Origin of the sequence: Tritonibacter mobilis F1926, assembly GCF_000376545.2 — a bacterium.
Lineage (GTDB): Bacteria > Pseudomonadota > Alphaproteobacteria > Rhodobacterales > Rhodobacteraceae > Epibacterium > Epibacterium mobile.
The window spans coordinates 69,923-91,775 of sequence record NZ_CP015231.1 but is presented as its reverse complement, the minus strand read 5'-3'; the positions used below and the strand labels follow the sequence as shown (position 1 = coordinate 91,775).

General features: G+C 56.2%; 17 protein-coding genes, 1 pseudogene and 1 riboswitch. Of the genes and pseudogenes, 7 read left to right on the top strand and 11 right to left on the bottom strand.

The window, feature by feature from the left end; genetic code table 11:
- Positions 1 to 18 precede the first annotated feature (18 nt).
- The 9 genes from K529_RS15880 to K529_RS15840 form a co-directional block, all read right to left on the bottom strand.
- A complete protein-coding gene (locus K529_RS15880; protein ID WP_005605914.1) occupies positions 19 to 975 on the bottom strand; it encodes a HesA/MoeB/ThiF family protein in 957 nt (318 codons plus the stop codon).
- Positions 972 to 1,568 carry a thiamine phosphate synthase gene (locus K529_RS15875; protein WP_005605915.1) on the bottom strand — a complete coding sequence of 199 codons (597 nt, stop codon included), beginning with the start codon at positions 1,566 to 1,568 and terminating at the stop codon, positions 972 to 974. Before K529_RS15875 ends, K529_RS15880 begins: the two co-directional genes overlap by 4 nt.
- Positions 1,565 to 2,335 carry a thiazole synthase gene (locus K529_RS15870; protein ID WP_005605918.1) on the bottom strand — a complete coding sequence of 257 codons (771 nt, stop codon included), beginning with the start codon at positions 2,333 to 2,335 and terminating at the stop codon, positions 1,565 to 1,567. The genes K529_RS15875 and K529_RS15870 overlap by 4 nt, the downstream gene beginning before the upstream one ends.
- A 2-nt stretch (positions 2,336 to 2,337) precedes the next feature.
- Positions 2,338 to 2,532: a sulfur carrier protein ThiS gene (thiS, locus tag K529_RS15865; protein ID WP_005605921.1), complete on the bottom strand. Its 195-nt coding sequence runs from the start codon at positions 2,530 to 2,532 to the stop codon at positions 2,338 to 2,340.
- Positions 2,516 to 3,490, bottom strand: a complete 975-nt coding sequence (locus K529_RS15860; protein ID WP_040641183.1) for an FAD-dependent oxidoreductase — start codon at positions 3,488 to 3,490, stop codon at positions 2,516 to 2,518. Before K529_RS15860 ends, thiS begins: the two co-directional genes overlap by 17 nt.
- A complete protein-coding gene (thiD, locus tag K529_RS15855) occupies positions 3,487 to 4,290 on the bottom strand; it encodes a bifunctional hydroxymethylpyrimidine kinase/phosphomethylpyrimidine kinase (RefSeq protein WP_005605926.1) in 804 nt (267 codons plus the stop codon). The genes K529_RS15860 and thiD overlap by 4 nt, the downstream gene beginning before the upstream one ends.
- A 44-nt stretch (positions 4,291 to 4,334) precedes the next feature.
- A riboswitch (TPP riboswitch) is annotated at positions 4,335 to 4,438 on the bottom strand.
- Positions 4,439 to 4,507: 69 nt separating this feature from the next.
- On the bottom strand, positions 4,508 to 5,971 hold the full coding sequence (locus tag K529_RS15850) for an NAD-dependent succinate-semialdehyde dehydrogenase (RefSeq protein ID WP_005605928.1): 1,464 nt from the start codon (positions 5,969 to 5,971) through the stop codon (positions 4,508 to 4,510).
- Positions 5,972 to 6,043: 72 nt separating this feature from the next.
- The gene (locus K529_RS15845) at positions 6,044 to 7,009 is read right to left on the bottom strand and encodes a LysR substrate-binding domain-containing protein (RefSeq protein ID WP_005605931.1); all 966 of its coding nucleotides are present in this window, start codon (positions 7,007 to 7,009) and stop codon (positions 6,044 to 6,046) included.
- Between the two features lie 9 nt (positions 7,010 to 7,018).
- Positions 7,019 to 7,801: an aspartate dehydrogenase gene (locus tag K529_RS15840; RefSeq protein ID WP_005605934.1), complete on the bottom strand. Its 783-nt coding sequence runs from the start codon at positions 7,799 to 7,801 to the stop codon at positions 7,019 to 7,021.
- Positions 7,802 to 7,965: 164 nt separating this feature from the next.
- On the opposite strand from K529_RS15840, the gene K529_RS15835 reads away from it, so the two are divergent.
- The 6 genes from K529_RS15835 to K529_RS15810 all read left to right on the top strand — a co-directional run bounded on the left by K529_RS15835 (position 7,966) and on the right by K529_RS15810 (position 13,391).
- A complete protein-coding gene (locus K529_RS15835) occupies positions 7,966 to 8,919 on the top strand; it encodes a dihydrodipicolinate synthase family protein (protein WP_005605938.1) in 954 nt (317 codons plus the stop codon).
- Positions 8,920 to 8,928: 9 nt separating this feature from the next.
- A complete protein-coding gene (locus K529_RS15830; RefSeq protein WP_005605941.1) occupies positions 8,929 to 9,816 on the top strand; it encodes an EamA family transporter in 888 nt (295 codons plus the stop codon).
- 132 nt (positions 9,817 to 9,948) lie between these two features.
- The gene (locus K529_RS15825) at positions 9,949 to 10,512 is read left to right on the top strand and encodes a 3-hydroxyanthranilate 3,4-dioxygenase (protein ID WP_005605943.1); all 564 of its coding nucleotides are present in this window, start codon (positions 9,949 to 9,951) and stop codon (positions 10,510 to 10,512) included.
- 39 nt (positions 10,513 to 10,551) lie between these two features.
- A complete protein-coding gene (locus K529_RS15820; protein WP_005605946.1) occupies positions 10,552 to 11,532 on the top strand; it encodes a TRAP transporter substrate-binding protein in 981 nt (326 codons plus the stop codon).
- A 63-nt stretch (positions 11,533 to 11,595) separates the two neighbouring features.
- A complete protein-coding gene (locus tag K529_RS15815) occupies positions 11,596 to 12,135 on the top strand; it encodes a TRAP transporter small permease (RefSeq protein WP_005605949.1) in 540 nt (179 codons plus the stop codon).
- On the top strand, positions 12,132 to 13,391 hold the full coding sequence (locus tag K529_RS15810; RefSeq protein ID WP_005605951.1) for a TRAP transporter large permease: 1,260 nt from the start codon (positions 12,132 to 12,134) through the stop codon (positions 13,389 to 13,391). Before K529_RS15815 ends, K529_RS15810 begins: the two co-directional genes overlap by 4 nt.
- A 217-nt stretch (positions 13,392 to 13,608) precedes the next feature.
- Here the strand turns inward: K529_RS15810 and K529_RS23140 are convergent, their stop codons facing one another.
- Together K529_RS23140 and K529_RS23135 are read right to left on the bottom strand one after the other, a co-directional pair.
- Complete coding sequence (locus K529_RS23140; RefSeq protein ID WP_157888509.1) at positions 13,609 to 18,171, bottom strand: HYR domain-containing protein; 4,563 nt, start codon at positions 18,169 to 18,171, stop codon at positions 13,609 to 13,611.
- Positions 18,172 to 18,997: 826 nt separating this feature from the next.
- Positions 18,998 to 19,755 (bottom strand): annotated as a pseudogene (locus K529_RS23135) (IS5 family transposase).
- 1,295 nt (positions 19,756 to 21,050) lie between these two features.
- Between K529_RS23135 and K529_RS15790 the strand changes: the two are divergent.
- Entirely contained in the window at positions 21,051 to 21,701 is a 651-nt protein-coding gene (locus tag K529_RS15790) for a tyrosine-type recombinase/integrase (protein ID WP_052032002.1), read from the top strand.
- The last annotated feature ends 152 nt before the right edge of the window (positions 21,702 to 21,853 follow it).

Below are 21,853 nucleotides of genomic sequence, written 5' to 3'. Positions count from 1 at the left end.
TGCGTTTCTTTCGTGTCTTTAGGATGCTGAGGCCGCGACGAGCACAATCTTGCCCGGCCAGATGTCATGGATTTTTTCTGCGGCCCGCCAGGCTCGCAGGCCAGTGGCACAACACAGGACCAGACGGCTGGCCGGATCTGGCAAATCTTGTTCGAGGGCCTCTGCACTGGCATATCGCGCAGTCGGATGAAGCAACGCGGCATCGCTGCGCAGTTCAATAATGTGATCGCAATCTTGCAGATCCGACGCTGCCACAAAGGGAAATGCGGTTTCAGGCTCGGGCGCGTGATCAAAGCGAAAGCTGGTGGAGTGGAAAGATCGGCAATCGACTTGCACCACCTGCCCCAGCGGCGAAGGGTCCAGATCCAGTAGCACATTTAGCGCCATCTGCGCTTGCTGTGCGCCGATCATCGCAACAACAGGGCCCAAGACTCCTGCTGTTTCACAGCTTGCACCACTATCCGGTGCCTCGGGAAAGACTGCGCGCAACGAAGGAGCACCGCCGCAGAACCCACCGACATATCCGCCCAGTCCCAGAACAGAGGCACTCATGAGCGGAATGTGTTTTGCGTAGCAGAGATCGCTCAGCAGGTAGCTGACTGCATAGCTGTCCGCACAGTCCAGAACCAGGTCCACATTCGCAAGTAGAGCCGGCGCATTAGCCGGAGTTAACCTTTGCGCGACGGTTTCGACGGTGATCTCGCTGTTGAGTGCGCGGCAGCGTTTTGCGGCCACGTCGACCTTCATGTGGTCGCAGTCTGCTTCGGTAAACAATGTCTGGCGGTGCAGGTTGGAAAGGGCCACCTCATCGCCATCAATCAGCGTGATATGCCCAACGCCTGCACCAGCGAGGAGCGGCAACACCGGTGCAGCCAGACCACCGGCTCCAACCACCAAGATTTGGGCTGCGGCAAGACGAGTTTGCCCTGTATGCCCGACCTCGGGAAGGATCATCTGACGCGCGTAGCGGCTCATCTTGTGGCCTCGATCCACTGACGCACCCGCGTTTCGGGATCCGGGTTTAGCGTAATATCAGTCACCACGGAGACAATATCGGCTCCCGCCTCCAGCACTCCCGCAGCGCGTTCAACCGACATGCCACCAATGCCCACCAATGGGATGTCCCCGATGCGGGTTTTCCATTCGCTCACCCGAGGCAGCCCTTGTTGATGCCATTTCATCTTTTTGAGGATCGTCGGATAGACTGGTCCAAGCGCCACGTAATCTGGATCTATTGACAGCACGCGGTCGAGTTCGTCTTCGTCATGGGTCGAGACACCCAGTTTGATGCCCGCCGCGCGGATCGCCTTGAGGTCAGCCTCATCCAGATCTTCTTGGCCGAGATGAAGCCAATCGCAACCGAGCTCTATCGCGAGTTGCCAATAATCGTTGACGACCAGAACGGCTCCATATCTGCTGCAAAGATCGCGAGATTGTTCGATTTGCTCTTTCACAACGTCCCTGGACTGGTCTTTGATCCGCAATTGAACCAGTTTCACCCCCAAGGGCAGCATGCGCCTCAGCCAGTCGGCATGATCGAATATCGGATAGAAACGATCCAAGGTCATGATAGGAAAGCCTTTCCAATGACTGGCGTTGAGGCTTCGGCCATATCACGCGCCTCAATTGGGTCTGCTTGATGAGCCAATAAACCAGCCTCGATCGCAGCCATCATCGCGCGCGCCATCGCCACAGGATCACCAGCCCGTGCAACAGCGGTATTCAAAAGCACCGCATCATAACCCAGTTCCATTGCTTGGGATGCGTGGCTCGGCAGGCCAATGCCCGCATCGACCACCAATGGCACCTCTGGAAATTCGGCCCGCATCGCGCGCAGTGCATAGGGGTTGTTGAGCCCCCTGCCCGATCCAATCGGCGCTCCCCAAGGCATCAAGACTTCGCAACCTGCTGCCAGAAGTCGCTCGCCTACGATCAGGTCCTCTGTGGTGTAGGGAAAAACTTCGAAGCCGTCCTCAGTCAGGATTTTCGCGGCTTCGACCAGCTGAAACACATCGGGCTGCAAACTGTCGGTATGACCTATCAACTCGAGCTTGATCCATTTAGTATCAAAGACTTCGCGTGCCATATGAGCAGTGGTGACGGCTTCTTTTACCGTATGGCAGCCAGCGGTATTCGGAAGGATCAGAACACCGAGGTCTTGTATCATTTTCCAAAATGAGGCCCCTGCTCCCCCTGCCCCTTCACGGCGCAAGGAAACGGTTGCCACACTTGCACCACTCTGGCGAAAGGCTTGCTCCAGGATCGCAGGGCTTGGGTACTGTGCAGTGCCCAGCATCAGCGGGTTGGGCAATTGGGTCCCGTAGAAACTTTTCATGATCAGCCTCCCTGCATTGGCGCGACGACCTCAATGCGGTCGCCGTTTTGCAACATGTGGGTTGCGCGCATTGCGGCGGGAACAAACGTCTCGTTCACCGCTGTCGCCACGCGCCCGGAAAACCCACGTTCCTCGAGAAGCGCTGCCAGCGTGGTGGCGACAACGTCCAACTCGGCACCGTTAATTACGATCTTCATCGACCATCTCCGAATGTATGTTGTTCAGCGCCAAATCAGCTACGCCGCGTGCAAGCGCAGGTGCGAGCAGGTAGCCATGCCGGTAAAGCCCATTTGCATAGATCCGCCCGCCGAGACGGCGGATGCGTGGCAGGTTGTCAGGAAATGCGGGCCGTAGATCGACACCGACCTCAAGCACTTCGGCCTCACCAAAAGCTGGGTTCAGCGCGTAGGCTGCGCTCAGCAATTCCAGCATGGAGCGGGCCGTAATGCGCCCGCTGTCTTCGCTCTCAATCATCGTCGCGCCAAGCATGTAGACACCATCGCCGCGCGGCACGATGTAGAGCGGTATGCGCGGATGCAGTAAACGTACTGGCCGCGTTATCGTCACATCCGGACAGCGGATCACCAGCATCTCACCCTTGACGCCGCGCAGATCTCGCAGTGCCTCACGTGCTTGTAAGCCTCTGCAATCTATTGCGTTGACGAGTTGATCTGGAGCGGTTTCCTTGTGGAAGATGATGCCCTTATCCCGCAACGCGTGATAAAGATCCATCAGCGCCCGACGTGGATTAAGATGTGCCTCATTCGCGAAATACAATCCTTGCGAGTAACCGCAGAGATCCGGTTCCAGTTCTGACAACTCCGGCCCGATCTGACGGTATCCCTCGGTACGGCGTGCAAAGCGGCGCAGATCCGGCAGATCGCGTCGCCCGGCGACCACAAGGGTGCCGCGTTCGGTCACATTGGTTTTGCTCTTCCACCAGTGGATCGCTTCCTGACCCAGCCGCAACACCGGTTCCTCGGCGTTTTCATACTCGCACCACGGGGCGAGCATACCTCCTGCCCACCATGAACAGCCATGTGCGCCTGGAGGGCCAGATGGATCAAAGATTTGAACTTTTGCGCCGCTCTCTGCCAGCTCGGTCGCGACAGCTAGCCCTGCAACCCCTGCCCCTATGACGGAATAGAGTGTCATGCTGACCAGAAAGGGTGAAAATGATGAACAGGCCCATGACCGTGTCCAACGTTCAACTCATCTGCTGCGGTGATGGCGTTTTGGAGGTAGCGATGTGCCTCTTGTACGGCCTCGCGCAACACCATTCCTTTGGCTAGTCCCGCAGCGATTCCCGATGACAACGTGCAACCGGTGCCATGAGTGTTATTTGTGTGCTGTCGTGCGGCGCTGAATGTGGCGACAACACTCCCGCCGGAAATCAGGATATCTTCGCAGATATCTCCGGAGGCGTGACCGCCTTTCATCAGTACTGCCTTTGCCCCGAGATCACAGAGCGCAATGCCTTGCGTGATCATTTCATCGGCTGACGTTGCCGTATCTTGGCCAAGCAAACAGGCAGCCTCTGGCAGGTTCGGCGTCAACACCGACGCGCGAGGAAGCAACCGGTCCCGTAGAGTTTCCACCGCCTCTGGTGCAAGCAGCGCATCGCCTGATTTTGCGATCATCACCGGATCAACAACGATTGCCTCTCCATAATTTTCAAGGGCTTGTGCGACACGTTCGATAATACCGGGGGTCGCAAGCATTCCAATCTTGATCGCACGCACATCAAGATCTTCGAGGACTGCATCAATCTGCGCCGCTATAATATCGAGCGGGACAGAATGCACCGCTGTGACTGCACGTGTGTTCTGTGCGGTGATTGCCGTGATGACACTGGCACCATAAACACCGAGGGCCGACATTGTCTTCAGATCAGCCTGAATGCCTGCGCCGCCTCCGCTGTCAGACCCTGCGATGGTCAATGCGATATGCGCCATAGCAATGCTCCCACACTATTGGGGCACCGGCAAAGAGAGAGTCCGCATATCAGAAGACCGTTCCCTACGCCGGAATTGCCCGGATCAGGTTCGATGGGTTAACGCATTCGCGCCTCTCAGCCTCTATGAGGCACCCCAACGGTTCTCTATCCGGGTATCAAGTGTGGCGAGAGAAGTCAAACTGCTCTGAATGGCACAGGCAACTGTAAGTGTAAGGTCAGACGATCTCTGTGCTATACCAGACGTTGCGCGTTGTCAGATAGCTCTCCAATCCTTCGGTGCCGCCTTCACGTCCGTAGCCGCTCGCTTTGACACCGCCAAATGGGGTTTCTGGCAGAGACGCCTCCAACGTGTTGATGGAGAAGTTGCCAACTTCCACCCGGTCAATCATCCGATCGATATAGTCTGCACGATTGGTGAAGCCGTATCCCGCGAGTCCGTAGTCAACCGAGTTTGCCCGTGTGATCGCGTCATCAAGATCGCGAACCGGATTGAGGATCGCAATCGGGCCAAAGGGTTCTTCTTGCATGATGCGGGCTGTGTCTGGCACATTTGCCAATACAGTTGGCTGAAAGAAGTATCCCTTGTCACCAAGGCGTGCCCCCCCGGTGCGCAGCTCTGCGCCTTTAGACACGGCATCTTCAACCAGTTCTGACAAAACAGGGATACGGCGCTCATTTGCCGTTGGTCCCATCTCCACGCCATCATCCATACCATTTCCGACCACAGTTGTCGCAGCCCGTGCAGTAAAGGCATGGGCAAACTCGTCAAAGATGCGTTCATGCACAAAAAAGCGCGTGGGCGAGGTGCAGACCTGCCCGGCGTTGCGCATTTTTCGAATTGCGCCGCTGATCGCGGCTTTTTGGACGTCGGTGTCTTCGCAGACGATCACTGGGGCATGGCCACCAAGTTCCATCAACACCCGCGTATCGCTTTGTGCAGCAAGCCCTGTCAGTTGCCGCCCTACAACGGTTGATCCGGTCAGGGCAACAAGTCGAATGGCTGGCTGTGGGATCAGGAACTCCGAGATCTCGGATGGCTTGCCAAAAACCAGATTGAGCACACCATCGGGAAGCCCTGCCTCTTCAAAAGCCCGAACAATATGGATCGCACCCGCAGGCGTTTCCTCAGCGGCTTTCAGGATGATAGAACACCCCGAAGCGAGCGCGCCTGCGATCTTACGTGCTGGCTGGCTCATCGGGAAATTCCACGGCGAGAAGGCAGCTACGACACCAATCGGGTGATGGTGAACGGAGATTTTGGAGCCAGAAGCAGAAGGGATCACCCGTCCGTAGACTCGCATGGCTTCTCCGGCGTCCCATTCGAAAAACTCAGCACCGCGAATAACTTCGAGCCGCGCTTGCGCCAACGGTTTTCCATGTTCAGCAGTGATCGCTTGTGCAATTTCCTCTTGTCGATCTCTCATGATCGAGGCTGCATGCATAATCAGCTCGGAGCGCGCACGAGGCGACGTCCTACGCCAGACTTCCAGCCCCTTTTGAGCTGCGGTTAAAGCCTCTTCCAGATCCGAAATCCGCGCGCACGGTAGCCGCCCCAACTCTGCTTCGGTGGCTGGGTTCACAACTGGCAGAGTGTCTGGCGTTTCACGCCACTTGCCACCGATAAAGAGTTTCAGGTCCGGATAGGTGCTCATTTCGGCCTCGTTGCTTGCAGTTGCCATGGTTCAACTGTCCTGCGCCAACGGCATCACCTCAACCGAATTGAACAAATACAGGTATCACAAACGCCGATATCAAGTTCGAGGCTGTGAATGCTTGATGTCACCCGACGCGGCATGAAGCGCTTTTAAGAGTGCGCTACCTGCTGGCGAGAGGCTCTGCTTGCCTCGATACGAAACGCCCACCGGTCCGGCACCAAATGGGACAACCCAGTCGACCGGAGCCAATAGGCCACTATCAATGTCGAGCGCCGCGACATGGGCGGGCATCAACCCGACAAAGTCATGACTGCGCAACAAGGAGCGATTGGCAAGATAAGAGACTGATTCAATGGCAGTGCGCGGTGTGTACTGATCTTGGCGGACGAAGAACTGATCTGTTTGTCGCCGCAACGTCGTTTCAACAGGAGGTAAAAGCCAACCAAAGGGCTTGAGCTGCTCAAATGAAACATTGCTGCGTTGTGCAAGCGGGTGCTGCGTGCCCACAACTGCGAGCACACGCTCGTCGAAGAATTTCTCTTGCACGATATTTTCGCGGTGCCGCTGGCTGGGCAACCGGCCAACAACCATGTCAATTTCGCCGGAGAGCAGTCCTGGCATCAGCACTTCATTGGTGCCTTCGACTATTTTGATTGCGACCTTGGGGCGGTCTTCCAGCAGCAACTCAATCGCCATCGGCAGCAGTGACGGAGACGCCGCCAGAAGCGTGCCGACAACCACCCGACCACTGTTGCCCTCGTTTAGATCATCAAGCTCCTGCGCTGCGTTTGAGACCTGAGCAAAGATGAGCTTTCCATGTCGGGTCAAGGACTCGCCGAAAACCGTAGGCACGACGCCGCGGTTGGTCCGGTCAAATAATTTCACCTCAAAATCGACCTCAAGATCCTGAATCATTTTTGTTGCCGCGGGTTGCGAAATATTCAGATCATGGGCCGCGTTTTGAATGCTACCATGCTGCCCCACGGCAACCAAAAGCCTTAGCTGCCGCAGCTTCAGACGTGTCAGAGCACGCTCAACGATACGAGTATGGCGAGTGGCCATTGGATCTCCCTAGGTGGTGATTGCATCAATCTCACGCTCGATTGCTGCCACAGCACTCATTGCGGCAAGTGCTGAACTACGCGGATTATCCGGCAATGTCTGCCCTGCAATGCGAAAGTGGAAACTGCCGAAGGCACCCGATGCATGCACTTCGTGAATGTTCGAGGCGATCGTGGGGTCTGCAATGAGTTCCACGCGGGTCTCATCAAACCCCTGCCCGGCCAGCGCGACAGCCGCCGCGACATTTGCATTCTTTGGATAGCGCACCGCCGCGTCGCGGGCATTCCCTTGAAAGTGCATGACTGCTTCCTGCAAGCTATCGAGATCCAAAACATTTTCAGCCGCAGATCCTTTCCACCCCTTTGGGGGCTTACGACCTGTATATGTGACTGTTTCTAGACCGCCGACTTTGGCTGCGCGCAGGCAATCAAGAGCACCAATTGCGCCACTCGCAAGATGCAGGCGCGCAGATCCTCGCTCTGCTGCCCGGGCGAGTTCGAATGCGAGCGCTTCATCTGCAAGCGCACCTAGCGAGAGTGTGACCAAGTCTGTTCCGCGCTCCAGGATTGATGCACCGTGCTGTGCCAGAGCACTATGACCTGCACAGTCGACCATAAGCGTCAGTTCTGAGGGCAAATCCGAAACGGATCGAACGTAAGTCGGTGCATCACCCGAATGGTCTGGGGTGTGATCTGATCTTGTCAAAATAAATTGTGGCCGCAACCCGCGTAACCGCAATTGTTCCATGACATAACGCCCAATTGCTCCTTCTCCGATCAGTCCGATCTGCATACGTGCCTCCTGATTTTGGAGCTAGAATATCGGAAACTGCGCGCACCTTGATATCAGAATATTGGATATCTAGTTTCCGTCAATCCAGTTGGTTTTGCCTCGTTACCGGCCCTAAATGCCGGGAAACACATTGCCGTTTCCTCGTGCAAACTGGAGCTAAATCAATGAAGTACAGCAAAAATCAAGCCAAGGACTATGCGCGCGAGACAATGCGGGGGATCTGGGCAGCTGCGCTGAACCCGTTTGATAACGAGCTGCGTTTAGATGAGGCAGGGTTGCGCACCAATATTCGTCATTGGATTGATGATCTGGGTATTCAGGGGCTGTTCATCGCAGGGAAACAAGGTGAATTCTGGTCCATGTCGCTTGAGGAGCGCAAGCGGAACATGACCGTCGCAGTCGAAGAATGCGCCGACAAAGCAGGCACGATCATGTCGATTTCGGATCAGAACGTCGACACCGTTCTGGAGCTTGGCCGCCACGCGCAGGATTGTGGTGCGGATTATGTTGTCGTGCATGCGCCAATGTTGAGCTTTTGCCATGATCGCGATGAGGTTTTGTATAACTACTACAAATACCTATGTGACCGGCTCGACATCGGCATTGCCATGTGGAGCCACCCCGACAGCGGCTATCTGATGGAGCCAGAAACCTGCGCTCGTATCGCTGAACTTCCCAACATCATGGCCATTAAATACTCCGTTCCACGCGACATGTACGCCCGTCTCACAAAGATGGTCGGGGACAAGATTTTGGTTTCGACGTCTGCGGAGGACGATTGGCTCGACAATATTGAGGAGCTGGGCTGGCAGCTTTATCTTTGCTCCTCACCTCCATACCAATTGCAGACTAAGAATGACCGGCGCATGCATGAGTACACAGAATTGGCATTCGCGGGCAAATATGAAGCTGCGCGTCGCGTGCACGATAGTCTGCAACCCGTTCGAGACGCCATTCGCAACTCCAAACCTGCGGGTAAGCCCACAGCGCATGGAAAATACTGGCAGGAGTTACTGGGACAAACCGGTGGGCGTGTCCGTCATCCGATGCTGGAGCTGACTGAAGCGGAAAAAGCAGCGACCTCAGTCGCCTTTGAGGATTGCGGATTGTTGCTCTGATCACGCGGGATGCTCGGAGAAACATTGGCGCTCCTCGCTGCAGCGGCATATGGCTGTGCTGGCGTCTCCATCGTACATAGTAAGACCACCGCACAAGGCGACAATGGCGTCTTTTTGTCGGTGGTCATTACACTGATCGCTTCAGGTGTACTCTGGCTCGGATGGGGCACGACTTCGGCCGTGACGTTGAAGAGCGCGGAAGGTCTTTGGGCCGCTGCATTTTTTGCATTGGCAGGGTTTGCGTCAAATATTTTCGGACGGCAAGCCATGTATCGTGCGACCGAAAAAATAGGGGCGGTGAGGGCCGGCCTGCTGCGTCGTCTGATACCTGTCTTTGCCCTGCCCTGCGCGTATATGCTCCTCAGTCAGATCCCGAACTGGCGCACCGTTTTAGGCGGAGCTATTGTTATAGCCGGTGTCGTTTTCTATATGCGCCCGTCCCGCAACCTTAGTCGAAGATTGCCGTCGATCGGCGTGGTGTTGGGCTTGTTGTCAGCCGCCGCATATGCGTTGGCATATTGTCTGCGTGCAGCGGGATTGCGCACGGTGCCAGATGCGGCACTTGGCACGCTAGTTGGGGCTTCGGTCGCCGTTGTTTGGTTCATGAATGCCACGATGGTCAGACACGGTGTGCGGCAAGGGTTTTGGCACCTCACATCAGACCGCACCCCCGCTCATTGGCGCACAGCCATTGCACTGAGTGCAGGCCAGTTGCTTCAGTTCTTTGCGCTGAAATTCACATCTGTCGCCACCGTTGCAATTCTTGGCTCACTGGAAGTGCTGTTTTCGGCAGCACTCGTCTTGTTTGTCAGCAGATGTGAAGCCGTTGAGATCAAAAAACTCTTGCTGGCGTCGGCCTTTGCGGCGCTCGGTACCGCACTTCTTGTTGTTGGCTGACATGGGTATCAGGAAACCGGATATCTACTTTCGTAGAAATAAATATTTTGCAAGGCCAAGATTTTCTAGGCTGAACGAAAGAAGACAGAAATCCACTCCCTCTGAGTGAGGGACTGCACGCGGGAGAGACCCATGACTCAACATCCCACATTGAAGCCCTTCAATTTCAAGAAATGGGTGGAAGAAAACGCTGACAAGCTGCGTCCGCCCGTCGGCAACCAGTTGCTCCACAAAGAAGGCGACATGATTGTGATGGTTGTTGGTGGCCCCAACACGCGTGTCGATTTTCATGATGACCCTGTCGAGGAATGGTTTTTCCAACAGAAGGGCGACATGATGCTCAAGATCGCAGATGGCGGCAAAATCTATGATGTCCCCGTCCGCGAGGGTGAGGTCTTCATGCTGCCGCCGCATGTACGACATGCACCTCAGCGCCCGCAGGAAGGATCTGTGGGGATTGTCGTAGAGGCCCCACGTCAGCCCGGTATGAAAGAGGGCTTTGAGTGGTACTGTTTCAAATGCGAGGGGCTGGTTCACCGCGAGGAGGTCGCTCTGGATGGTGCCGAGGGCATCGTAACCGCGCTCCCCAAAATCTACAGCAAATTTCATGACAGCGTAGAAGCCCGCACCTGTCCGCATTGCGGCGAGCTTCACCCCGGCAAGGGAAAACCACCTGCGGAGTGGGTACAGCTTTGAACACATAAACAAAGCAAAAATAGAACAGGGAAACGGCCAATGAACATCATTCGAAACTCAATCACCGGCGCAGCAATCCTGCTGGCCTCTGCTGTCGCAACCCAAGCCAAAGAATTTCGACTGGGTCTCATTACCCCCCCTCCGCACATCTGGACCAAAGCGGCAGAAGCATTTGGAGCAGACTTGGCGGAAGCGAGCGATGGTGCCCATAGTGTCACGGTCTTTCCCGCTCGGCAGCTCGGCAATGAAGCGGAGATGTTGCAGCAATTGCAAACTGGTGCGCTCGATATGGCATTTATGACCGTTGCCGAGGTATCAAACCGCGCACCCGACTTTGGGGCCCTCTATGCGCCCTATTTGGCCAATGATATCGCCCATGCAGGTCGCATTCTGCGCAGCGAGACTGCAAAAGGAATGCTGGCGCAACTCCCGGCAAAGACTGGGGTGGTCGGTACCGGCTACGGAATGGCAGGTCTGCGTCAGATTGTGGCCCGCGGGGAGGTCAACAGCGTCGAAGATCTGTCAGGCCTGAAACTAAGGATCACTCCGTTTGAGCCGATCCTAGATTTCTACAACGCCATTGGCGCAGCCCCGACGCCGATGCCGCTGCCCGCAGTCTATGATGCACTTGCAAATGGGCAGGTCGATGCCATCGACATGGACGCAGAGTTGATCTGGGTTCTGAAATACTACGAGCACGCAGATACCGTGGTGCAATCCAACCATATGATGTTTCCGATGGTGGGCCTTGTGTCTGCTCGGGTTTGGGCGGGACTTTCCGAGGAAGATCGTGCTCTTATCGGTGATCTGATGGCGCAGCATGTCGACAGCACAATCGATACTTACGTCAAGAAAGAGCAAATCTGGCTGGACCAGATCAAAGACACAGGTCGCACCTATAAGATTGTGGATGCGAGCTTCTTTAGTGATGCGATCTCGAGTTGGAATGAAATTTGGTCAAAGCGCTCAACGATGCTTGTTGACCTGCGCGACGCTGCCGCTGCGACTGCGCAAGAGTAACTCGACCCGAAGTATCCGTCGCGGGTACGGACACGTGCCCGCGATTATTATGCGGAGACCTACATGATCGGACGTATCTCGGCAGGCTGGGCGCGGATTGAGTTGACACTGGCTGCATTCCTCGCTGTCTCTATCACGGTGCTCATTCTGCTCAATGTTGTGACACGAAGCATTGGCGCGGCCTTGTTTTGGGTGGATGAACTGGCCATCTACGCCATGGCCTGGATGGCCTTTCTGGGGGCATCAGCAGCACTGCACTTTGGCCATGCCGTGGCCGTCACAATCCTCACGGATACGCTGCCGTCAATGGTTCGCAAAATTGCGGCGAAATTGGTGGACTTGATCGTACTGATCTTTGCGCTCGCGATGCTGTGGTTTTGTTGGCGTTGGTACGCCCCGCTGGCGCTGATCCAAAATGGCTTCGACGTCGAGGCGTTTCAGGGCGCCACGTTCAATTTTGTCTATGCCGAGCCGACTACGACACTGGGCGTGCCCAAGTATTGGATCTGGTCGGTGATGTGGGTGTTCTCCTTGGGCGCTACTCTACATAGCTTTGCCAACCTGATCGGCCAAGGGACCGAGCAGCAGGATGACCCCTCATGACACCGCTGATTTTTGCCTTCAAACTGCTGATCGCTGTACCCGTTGCTTTGGTTCTAGCACTGACCGCAATCTGGTACATTTGGGAAAGCGGAAACACTGTCCTGTATGACAGTTTCGCACAGAAAATGTTCTCAGGGCTCGAAAACTACGGCCTGCTCGCGATCCCACTTTTTATGCTCACCGGAGAGATGATGAATGAAGGCGGCATGACGCGCCGCCTGATTAATGCCGCTCGAGTCTTTGTCGGCGGGTTTCGTGGCGGTCTGGCCTATATCAACCTCCTGACGAATATGTTCATGGCGGCAATCATTGGATCAGCGACGGCCCAGATTGCAGTTATGGCCCGTGCCATGACGCCGGAGATGGAAAAAGAAGGTTACGACACGGGGTTTGCCGCCGCAACGACAGCAGCAGGTGGGCTGCTAGCGCCAGTTATTCCACCCTCGATGATGTTTGTGATTTTTGGCGTTCTGGCGCAGGTTCCCATTGGGGATATGTTCCTCGCCGGTATCCTGCCTGGCCTGATGCTTGCCACGGCCTTTGCATTGGTGATTTTTGTCATCGGCGTCATGACGGGTTTTCCCAAAGGGAGTTGGTTCACAGGCCGTGAGGCATTCTCGGCATTGCTTTACTGCCTGCCCGCTGCACTGATCCCCTGTGCCATCATTGGAGGCGTCTTATTTGGTATCGCAACCCCAACCGAAAGTGCCGCAATTGCATCCCTGCTGGCGTTTCTGATTGGGTGGTTGATCTACGGAGAGCTGAAACCCAGAACGCTATTTGGGATGTTCCGCCGCACTGCAGTTAATGCGTCAATGATCATCTTTATGATCGCGACCGCCAATGTGTTTGGTTGGGTGATCATCTACGAAGCTCTCCCGCAAAAGCTGGCCGCTCTGATCACTTCGATTTCCAGCGATCCTTTCTTGTTTCTATTGATCGTGAACCTGATCTTACTGTTCGCCGGTATGCTGATTGATGGCATCGCGGCAGTGATCCTGATCACACCGATTCTCTTGCCAATTGCAATGAACGACTATGATATCAGCCCGTATCAATTCGGCGTCGTGATGTGTTTGAACCTCGTGCTGGGTCTGCTGACACCTCCTGTCGGCGTCGGGCTCTATATTGCCTCGTCGATGAGCAATGTTTCACCCGGCCGTATTCTGAGATCGCTCTGGCCCTTTCTGCTCGCGGTGGCGATCATTCTTGTTCTGTTAAGCCGCTTTCCCTTGCTTTCAACCGCTTTGATCTAACACCTAGCCAACAGAGCTTATATCACCCAGATCAAGGGGTAAGATCATCGAAATCCCGTGGCCACGCGATATGGCGAAAAAAGGGCCAGAGCACAGCTGATTGGATGTCCGGATGGGCAGATGCGATGACACCTATCTGCCCATCTGCACCGGTTGAAGTCCCCGGAGAGCGTTGCGATCAATCAGCTTTCACACCGACCTCTGGCTGAATTTCGCCTCAGAATTGATATTCCAGTCTGAAAGAGATCCCATAGCTGTCATATCCACTGGCTCCAATCCCGTCATAGTAGGATTGGATCTGGAACTGTCCGCCATTCACCATTCTATGCATCATTCCCAGGTCGATACGGGCACGCCCCCCTTCGTAGTCAGGGCTAACCGATGCAGCATGCCCTGACCCGTTGACGAACGAGCCAATGGCTTTGACGCCACCAGTTAGGGTCATCTCACCTTCCCCGGTGTAAAGGGGCATCGGGGCAACAAAAGCGAGCCCCGCCTCGATCTGCCCAAGCTCAACGGTCTGTTTAGGTATCCGGTTGCCGGGTGTGTCCGTATACGCGGATTGAGCCTCTCGGGCATAAGATGCCTTCAGACTTGGAATGATATCGACCTCCCCGTAGTCCAGCACACCGGACACCTGAAGCGAAGCGAGCAATCGATTGGTGTCAAACTTGTCAGTATACGTGCCGAATGGGGTGATTTTATTTGAGGACTGCCCGTAGAGCAGCCGCCCATCAAAGTAGAGGTCTTTCTCAGGAAGGCGAGCAACAAAATACGGACCAGCAAGCCAGCCGGTACCTTGGACTGTAGCCGCGCCATCTGTCTGATCCATGTGGTCAAACTGCAGCATGCCGCCAACAAGCAAGTTCGGATTGAGCTTTATATGACTACCGATAGAGCCAAACAGATATGTCAGATCACGGTCGCTTTCATTCGTCCAAGAACCATTTAGCATCATCCAGACCGGAGCGTCCGACCGGTTGGCAAAGTTGAAGGTCCCCGTCCCTCGAGACACCTGACTATTGAGACGCCCGGTTTCCGATCCCAACAGTAAATGTGCGAGCTCCGGTTGGTTTTTAAGCAATAGATCAACACGTGATTGCATGAACTGAGAGATCTGGGTCTGTGTCTCAGTGATCGTCGTGTCCCTTACGCTGAGTGTATTTGACATCTCATTGCCGTTGCCTGCGGCATCTGTGGCAGCCCCTGCGGGAACAGAGACGGTGACTTCACCTCCACCTATTGCAGAAAGCGTCGCGACCCACGCAGTACCTGTTCCGGACAAGGAGGTAAGCGTAGCATTGCCCAAGTTGAGTTCGGACCCGTAAAAACCCGTGACTGGTTCTGAGAATGCAATGTTAACGACCACGCGATCTCCGGCGGCCACCTGTGTCGAATTGGTCGTCAAGGTGACCGTAGGGGCTTCATTATCCGTGACGGTGACCGTAAAGCTGACCTGCGTCGCAGCATTGCCCGCACTGTCTGTTGCGTCCATCGTCACCGTGGTCACCCCAAGAGGGAAAACATGTAGCCCGGTCAGAATAGTACTGCCTGCACGATAGGTAATGGACGGTGTGGGGCCGCTGTTATCGGTGACCGAACCCAAATTGGTGACATCCAATGTGGCGGTAACACCTCCAATATCTGCAGGCGCGGTTTGGTCGGCTGGTGCGGTGATGACCGGCGCCTCGCCATCCGTCACAGTCACTGTGAAACTTTGCTGCGTTGCCGCGTTACCTACATCATCGCTCGCATCCATCGTCACCGTAGTCACCCCAATCGGAAAGGCATGAGCCCCGGCAAGAGGCGTGCCACCGATGGCATAGGTAATGGCTGGCGTGGTGCCGCTATTGTCCGTGACCGACCCCAGTGACGTGACATCTAGCGTCGCCGTATTTGCGCCCGTATCGGTGGACGCGGATTGAGGACCGGGGGCAGTGATCACCGGCACTTCGCCATCCGTCACGGTGACCGTAAAGCTCTCCTGCACCGCCGCATTGCCCGCCCCGTCAGAGGCATCCATCGTCACCGTGGTCATCCCCATCGGAAAGGCATAAGCCCCGGAAAGAGGCGTGCCGCCAATGGCATAGGTAATGGCTGGCGTGGTGCCGCTGTTGTCCGTGACCGACCCCAGCGACGTGACATCCAGCGTCGCGGTATTTGCGCCAGCATCGGTGGACGCGGATTGAGCACCGGGTGCAGTGATCACCGGCACTTCGCCATCCGTCACGGTGACCGTAAAGCTCTGCTGCACCGCCGCATTGCCCGCCCCGTCAGAGGCATCCATCGTCACCGTGGTCACCCCCATCGGAAAGGCATGAGCCCCGGAAAGAGGCGTGCCGCCGATGGCATAGGTAATGGTTGGTGTCGTGCCACTGTTGTCCGTGACCGACCCCAGTGACGTGACATCTAGCGTCGCCGTATTTGCGCCCGTATCGGTGGACGCGGATTGAGGACCGGGGGCAGTGATCACCGGCACTTCGCCATCCGTCACGGTGACCGTAAAGCTCTCCTGCACCGCCGCATTGCCCGCCCCGTCAGAGGCATCCATCGTCACCGTGGTCATCCCCATCGGAAAGGCATGAGCCCCGGAAAGAGGCGTGCCGCCAATGGCATAGGTAATGGCTGGCGTGGTGCCGCTGTTGTCCGTGACCGACCCCAGCGACGTGACATCCAGCGTCGCGGTATTCGCGCCAGCATCGGTGGACGCGGATTGAGCACCGGGTGCAGTGATCACCGGCACTTCGCCATCCGTCACGGTGACCGTAAAGCTCTGCTGCACCGCCGCATTGCCCGCCCCGTCAGAGGCATCCATCGTCACCGTGGTCACCCCCATCGGAAAGGCATGAGCCCCGGAAAGAGGCGTGCCGCCGATGGCATAGGTAATGGTTGGTGTCGTGCCACTGTTGTCCGTGACCGACCCCAGCGACGTGACATCCAGCGTCGCGGTATTTGCGCCAGCATCGGTGGACGCGGATTGAGGACCGGGGGCAGTGATCACCGGCACTTCGCCATCCGTCACGGTGACCGTAAAGCTCTGCTGCACCGCCGCATTGCCCGCCCCGTCAGAGGCATCCATCGTCACCGTGGTCACCCCAATCGGGAAGGCATAAGCCCCGGCAAGAGGCGTGCCGCCAATGGCATAGGTAATGGCTGGCGTGGTGCCGCTGTTGTCCGTGACCGACCCCAGCGACGTGACATCCAGCGTCGCGGTATTTGCGCCAGCATCGGTGGACGCGGATTGAGGACCGGGGGCAGTGATCACCGGCACTTCGCCATCCGTCACGGTAACCGTAAAGCTCTGCTGCACCGCCGCATTGCCCGCCCCGTCAGAGGCATCCATCGTCACCGTGGTCACCCCAATCGGGAAGGCATAAGCCCCGGCAAGAGGCGTGCCGCCAATGGCATAGGTAATGGCTGGCGTGGTGCCGCTGTTGTCCGTGACCGACCCCAGCGACGTGACATCCAGCGTCGCGGTATTCGCGCCAGCATCGGTGGACGCGGATTGAGCACCGGGTGCAGTGATCACCGGCACTTCGCCATCCGTCACGGTGACCGTAAAGCTCTGCTGCACCGCCGCATTGCCCGCCCCGTCAGAGGCATCCATCGTCACCGTGGTCACCCCCATCGGAAAGGCATGAGCCCCGGAAAGAGGCGTGCCGCCGATGGCATAGGTAATGGTTGGTGTCGTGCCACTGTTGTCCGTGACCGACCCCAGTGACGTGACATCTAGCGTCGCCGTATTTGCGCCCGTATCGGTGGACGCGGATTGAGGACCGGGGGCAGTGATCACCGGCACTTCGCCATCCGTCACGGTGACCGTAAAGCTCTCCTGCACCGCCGCATTGCCCGCCCCGTCAGAGGCATCCATCGTCACCGTGGTCATCCCCATCGGAAAGGCATGAGCCCCGGAAAGAGGCGTGCCGCCAATGGCATAGGTAATGGCTGGCGTGGTGCCGCTGTTGTCCGTGACCGACCCCAGCGACGTGACATCCAGCGTCGCGGTATTTGCGCCAGCATCGGTGGACGCGGATTGAGGACCGGGGGCAGTGATCACCGGCACTTCGCCATCCGTCACGGTAACCGTAAAGCTCTGCTGCACCGCCGCATTGCCCGCCCCGTCAGAGGCATCCATCGTCACCGTGGTCACCCCCATCGGAAAGGCATATGCCCCGGCAAGAGGTGTGCCACCGATGGCATAGGTAATGGCTGGCGTGGTGCCGCTGTTGTCCGTGACCGACCCCAGCGACGTAACATCCAGCGTCGCGGTGTTTGCGCCAGCATCGGTGGACGCAGATTGCGCACCGGGGGCTGTGATCACCGGCGGCTCTGTGTCGGTGACGCTTATTGAGATATTTAGTGTACCTTCGGTGTAGAACGGAGAAGACGCTGGCCCGGTCGCAACAGCATTGCAGGTTCCGACACCCACCATATTCAGTGTTAACCCAGACGCCGTACACACGCTGGATGTATTGCTGGCCAATGAGGGCGTCATCCCAGACGGTGTCACCAACGCCAGTGAGACAGAGCTGCCTTCAGCTGCCGTAGTAGGCGCGCTACCAATTGAGAAATAAGGTGTGTTGGGACTGGGATCGGCGGCAGATACGTTATAACTTAGCGTGACCGAGCTGCCCGTCGTGAGCGTAATGGTACCCGCCGCCGTCACCGATGTGTCACCCGCTGCTGTGATATATGTACCAGTGCAGGTAATGGTCGAATTGAGACCAGCACTTGTGGGAGAGCAATTGAGCATCGGCCCGACACTATTGGATACACTCACTGCCGAGACCGCGGAATTGTGGGTATCTATCGCCACCGTAAAGGTAATCGTCTCACCAGATCCGGAAAAATTACTCGGTGAAGCTGTTTGGCTGGTAATGTATTGTGCCTGAGCAGGCGCGCAAAAAATGAGCATGACCCACAGTGCTGCCAACTGACTAACGCGCCAGAACGATTGAAAAATCGACATTGAAAAATTCACTTTTTGTCCTCATCTGAAATCATGCAAGAGTGGCGTGTAGTTTGAGTTGAGCAGTAAGAGCCCCAGTGCCGCTTGCCTGATGATCGTGTTTCATTTTGTGCGTTGGCTCTCACCCATGACCGATCCGGCACGCTGCATTCGCACACAGCGTTTGGTGGTCCTTGACCAGAGTGGTCGCGCGCAATGGTTTTGAGAGAAGTAGAGATCGGCTTGAGAACGCGGCCCCAAGCCTGCAGGCGACCCCAGGCTCCACCTATCGAGATGCCTTGATCCCAAAACCGAGTATGAATCTTAATTCCGTCCAAACTGACAACCCTGCAAAGCATATGAATCCGCCAAAAGCGGAAGCACAAACCAAACAGCCTGCTGCCTGCGCCGACACGGATCTCTCCGCAGGATCATCCCAAGGGTCAGCATCTATGTGGTGCGGCTAATTTTAACACCACGTCTTCTCAGACTGATGTCAGGAAAGCCAAACAGCGTGGGCTATGTCAAAACTGTGGCATCAATAATTTTCTGACAGTTTTTCGGAGCTGCATTTTTGCAACATGAAAGATGTTCAGAATAACCTGACCGAAAGCACCCGCAGATACAGCAAGGAGCTAGGGTCTGGATTCATTGGTTTTCACAGCCGGTAGATGACGATCGCAGCCCGTGCGATAGCCAAGAGGAGTACTGTGGGACAACGGTCGTATTAGGTTGCCACACGCCGCCAATCCTTGAGCCTGCCAAACATGATCTCGATCCGGTTGCGCCGCTTGTATCGGCGCTTGTCGAACTTGACGGTTCTCTTCCACTGCTTTCGACCAGGGATACATGCGCGCATTCCTCAATCTTTCAACGCTTCTCTGAACCAGTCGGCATCATAGCCGCGGTCCCCGAACAGCCAGTCGACATCCAGCAGGCTGCTCAGCACTGCTTGTGCGCCGATGCAATCGCTGATCTGTCCAGCGGTCACAAACAGGCTCAGTGGGCGGCCTTTGCTGTCGCAGATGGCGAGCAGCTTTGTGTTCATGCCGCCTATGGTTCGGCGAATCAGGCGTCCACGCCCCCCGTTTCCACGCCCATACTGGTCGCCGTTCGGTGGGCCTTGAGATAGGTCGCATCGATCATGGCGGTCTTCTGTTCGCAGTGCTCGGACGCTAGGTCAGCCATCATCCGGGCAAAGATGCCTCTATCGCTCCACCGCTTCCAGCGGTTGTAGAGTGTCTTGTGCGGGCCATAGGCTGCTGGTGCGTCACGCCACCGTAAGCCATTGCGGTTGATGAAGATAATACCGCTCAACACACGCCGGTCATCGATGCGAGGTTTGCCGTGGGATTTCGGGAAGAAAGGCTCAAGACGCGTCATCCGCGCGTCGGTCAGCCAGACAAGATCAGTCATGTGCACCGCTCGTTTTTTGAACTGTGATTCATGCCATCCGATGAAAATCAATGGGTCGTGACCCTAGGCTCACAAGGAAACGCCAACACGAAATAGTCCAACATATTTGAATCACTGCCTTGGGTGGTTCATATTTTTCGGATTACGACCTCCCCATCAATCGAGGTAGGCTCGAATGCAAGACAGACTGGAAACCGTGCTGCGAAATGCGCAGCAGATCTCAGGCTCGCCCGCAATTACAAACTCTATCTCTTCACATTTCGAAATCATGGCGGACCCATCCCGACGACCCCGCCCCTCTGCGGCCATTGACCACACGCGGCGCGCCGCCGACTGCCCCGAGGTTTCGCACTGCTCCTGCGGTGCGAAACTCGCACGGGCAGATCAATCCACCAAGTTGCCCACAGCCCGCGCAACATCCGCCGAGTTCAATGCTCTCACGCTCAATGCCGCGACTGAAACCCTCCGAGCGATACTGATGCACGAGAGGTCAGAACAATTCTCAGACCTCGGCGGATGCATCACTCGCGTATGTCAGATGCATGGGGCTATGACGAGGCGCTCTGGCTTGTGGTTCTGATGGACATCAATACACCGGCACATCCCGCCAAAGCGCGCTAAACGTGAAAGCCCGCCTCGATGTAGGTAACGCCACCATAGCGCGGCAGCCTTGGGTATGGAAGGATTAGCCATGGCTAAAACCATATCACTAAAGCAGAAATCACGCGCGGAGTGGAGGCCGCAAAGGCCTGTGATCTTGTGGTCTCCGCTGTGGAATTAGGTCCGGACGGATCCATCAGAATTTTCTGCCCAGTGGACGAGCCTGAGAAAAAGCGCAATGCTCTAGGGCCAAAGCAATGGTGACCGACGTTCGCAAGAACTATCCCGGCTAACAGTTGAAACGCTCAAATCAGGCAAGCACGCATTCAGGTGTGCGTCGAGGGCTACCCGAATAGAAAGATCCGCCTGAATGTCGGGATGGATCACCCCAAGTTTTCGGAGCACTACTGGAGCAGACGCGCGGGTATCGAATTGAAACATGAGCCAGAAACGACCACCGTGCGTCAATCGATCCAATGGCTGAGGGACAAGGATCTTCAGCATCTGGAACGTATAATCGAAGCCCGACAGGCTTCTGCAGCAACACTTCGCCAGCGTAAAAGCCTTCTAACCCGCCTGTGCCAACACAAGATAGATGATGGCGATGAATACGGAGAACGAGCCTGAACGCACTGCCAGCGGCCTTTGTGAAAGTACGAGATGTGCGCGCGGCGACGCCAGCAGAAGCTGACAACATGATGAAAGCTGCCCGGTCAATGTATCACTGGGCTTGCGACGCTGGGCATGCCGAGGTGAACCCACTCGTAGGAATAAGGAAAATTCACCGCAGCCAAGGCGGCGCAACTCCATGGACACCTGATGACCTACGCAAATTCAAAGAAGCCCACCCCACCGGGACCATGGCTCACCTCGCGCTAACCATTCACATGTTTACGGCGGCTAGATCGAGCGATGCAATTTGGTTGGGCCGCAAGCAAGAATTTGAAAGCCACGGTTCACGGTGGCTGGGTTGGCAACCCAAAAAACGCGGCGCTGCTTTCGTCGAAATCCCTATGGCCGCACCGTTGCGTGAAGCTATTTCTGCAGTGGCCAGAATTGGCGACGCCTACATCCTGAGTGAGCACGGCAATCCATTCAAAAGTGCTGATACCTACCGTAATTGGTTTAGGAAACGCTGTGATGAGGCGGGCCTGCAGGGCAGGTCATCCCATGGCGTGAGAAAGGCCTTGGCTGAAATTCTGGCCGAAGAAGGCCGCAGTGAGCACCAGATCATGGCCGTTCTATCGCACACGCGACCTAGTACCTCTGCAATCTACACGAAAGGCGCAGAACGTCGCGCGATAGCCGCCGAAGCGATGCGCTCGATCAGTGGGTTTTCCTGGTAATGTGGACCACGCGCAATTTCAGTGCGGTCCACAATCTGAAATAAGTCATTTTTATCAATGGGTTGATTGTAGAATGGCGCCCCCACACGGCATCTTATATCTATATCTTGATGTGCCGCCCTGACCGCTGCGCACCAATCGACCCATAAAAA

What these genes read in the sequence shown, in the direction of transcription:
- K529_RS15880 (WP_005605914.1), bottom strand. Translation starts at nt 975, where the DNA reads ATGAGCCGCTACGCGCGTCAGATGATCCTTCCCGAGGTCGGGCATACA.
- K529_RS15875 (WP_005605915.1), bottom strand. Translation starts at nt 1,568, where the DNA reads ATGACCTTGGATCGTTTCTATCCGATATTCGATCATGCCGACTGGCTG.
- K529_RS15870 (WP_005605918.1), bottom strand. Translation starts at nt 2,335, where the DNA reads ATGAAAAGTTTCTACGGGACCCAATTGCCCAACCCGCTGATGCTGGGC.
- thiS (WP_005605921.1), bottom strand. Translation starts at nt 2,532, where the DNA reads ATGAAGATCGTAATTAACGGTGCCGAGTTGGACGTTGTCGCCACCACG.
- K529_RS15860 (WP_040641183.1), bottom strand. Translation starts at nt 3,490, where the DNA reads ATGACACTCTATTCCGTCATAGGGGCAGGGGTTGCAGGGCTAGCTGTC.
- thiD (WP_005605926.1), bottom strand. Translation starts at nt 4,290, where the DNA reads ATGGCGCATATCGCATTGACCATCGCAGGGTCTGACAGCGGAGGCGGC.
- K529_RS15850 (WP_005605928.1), bottom strand. Translation starts at nt 5,971, where the DNA reads ATGGCAACTGCAAGCAACGAGGCCGAAATGAGCACCTATCCGGACCTG.
- K529_RS15845 (WP_005605931.1), bottom strand. Translation starts at nt 7,009, where the DNA reads ATGGCCACTCGCCATACTCGTATCGTTGAGCGTGCTCTGACACGTCTG.
- K529_RS15840 (WP_005605934.1), bottom strand. Translation starts at nt 7,801, where the DNA reads ATGCAGATCGGACTGATCGGAGAAGGAGCAATTGGGCGTTATGTCATG.
- K529_RS15835 (WP_005605938.1), top strand. Translation starts at nt 7,966, where the DNA reads ATGAAGTACAGCAAAAATCAAGCCAAGGACTATGCGCGCGAGACAATG.
- K529_RS15830 (WP_005605941.1), top strand. Translation starts at nt 8,929, where the DNA reads ATGCTCGGAGAAACATTGGCGCTCCTCGCTGCAGCGGCATATGGCTGT.
- K529_RS15825 (WP_005605943.1), top strand. Translation starts at nt 9,949, where the DNA reads ATGACTCAACATCCCACATTGAAGCCCTTCAATTTCAAGAAATGGGTG.
- K529_RS15820 (WP_005605946.1), top strand. Translation starts at nt 10,552, where the DNA reads ATGAACATCATTCGAAACTCAATCACCGGCGCAGCAATCCTGCTGGCC.
- K529_RS15815 (WP_005605949.1), top strand. Translation starts at nt 11,596, where the DNA reads ATGATCGGACGTATCTCGGCAGGCTGGGCGCGGATTGAGTTGACACTG.
- K529_RS15810 (WP_005605951.1), top strand. Translation starts at nt 12,132, where the DNA reads ATGACACCGCTGATTTTTGCCTTCAAACTGCTGATCGCTGTACCCGTT.
- K529_RS15790 (WP_052032002.1), top strand. Translation starts at nt 21,051, where the DNA reads ATGATGAAAGCTGCCCGGTCAATGTATCACTGGGCTTGCGACGCTGGG.